The sequence below is a fragment of the Mesorhizobium sp. M1342 genome (assembly GCF_040317955.1).
Classification (GTDB): domain Bacteria; phylum Pseudomonadota; class Alphaproteobacteria; order Rhizobiales; family Rhizobiaceae; genus Mesorhizobium.
Genome location: NZ_JAMYLI010000073.1, coordinates 1 through 1050 on the forward strand (window position 1 = coordinate 1; position 1050 = coordinate 1050).

Genomic DNA, 1050 nt, shown 5'->3' on the forward strand with positions numbered 1-1050 from the left:
CTAGAGCGTTTCATATTTTGACGGAAGCGTAGCCTGCGTTTTCGAAGTAGTTCTTGCATTCGGCTGCCTCGATGGTTTCGACGAGGTGGCCGATGTGGCGCCACGTGTCCTCGACGGTGCGTTTCTGAGCTTGTCGCATCCAGTGTTTGATCTTGGCGAAGGCCTGCTCGATCGGATTGAGGTCCGGCGAGTAGGGCGGCAGATACCAAAGCCTGGCGCCGGCAGCTTTGATCGTCTGCCTGATGGCCGCCGACTTATGGCTTCCCAGGTTATCCATGACCACGATGTCGCCGGGCTTCAGCACGGTGATGAGCTGCTGCTCGACATAAGCACGGAAGCATTGGCCGTTGATCGGTCCGTCGAAGACGCAAGGTGCTGCGAGCCGGTCCCAGCGTAGTGCACCGAGGAAGGTCAGCGTGCGCCAGTGGCCGTGTGGAGCCAAGCCGCGCAGCCGTTTGCCTTTCGGCCCCCAACCTCGCAGTGGAGCCATGTTGGTCTTGATCCAGGTCTCATCGATGAAGACCAGGCACTGTGGATCGAGACCGCTTTGCCAAGAGCGCCATCGCTGGCGCCTGCGGGCAATATCGGCACGCGCCTGCTCAAGGGCGAACAGAGTTTTTTTTGAAGCTCAGGCCTTCGCGGCGCAGGAACAGCCACACCGTATTGTGCGAGACCTTGACCCCGCGAGCATCCAGCTCGTCCTTCAGCCGACGCAGCGTCAGTTCAGAGGTCTGATTAAGCCGCTCCATAATGAAGGCCCGATGCGGCTCAAGGACGCGCTTGCGATGTCCGCCCATCTTGCCCGGCGCCACCGAGCCAGTGGCACGGTAACGCTGCGACCACTTCACTACAGAGGAAACCGCAACGCCAAAGCGCGAGGCAACCGCACGGCAGGTCTCCCCGTCGCCAACCGCCGCTACTGCACGCTCACGAAGATCATTTGAAAGCGCTCGCGTCATCAGATGCTGGCCTCCAATCCAGCCAGCATCTTGAATCACAAACATCCGGCTTTGGGAATCCTACGATTCTCTCAAAATAGGAATCGCTCTA

At 59.5% G+C, this 1050-nt stretch carries 1 protein-coding gene; it reads right to left on the reverse strand.

Annotated features, from left to right (window positions below):
- Positions 1 to 10: 10 nt before the first annotated feature.
- A protein-coding gene (locus tag NKH06_RS31970; RefSeq protein WP_031249521.1) for an IS630 family transposase occupies positions 11 to 959 on the reverse strand; the annotation gives its coding sequence in 2 pieces (ribosomal slippage) (positions 11 to 622 and positions 624 to 959; 948 coding nt in all).
- Positions 960 to 1050: the final 91 nt, after the last annotated feature.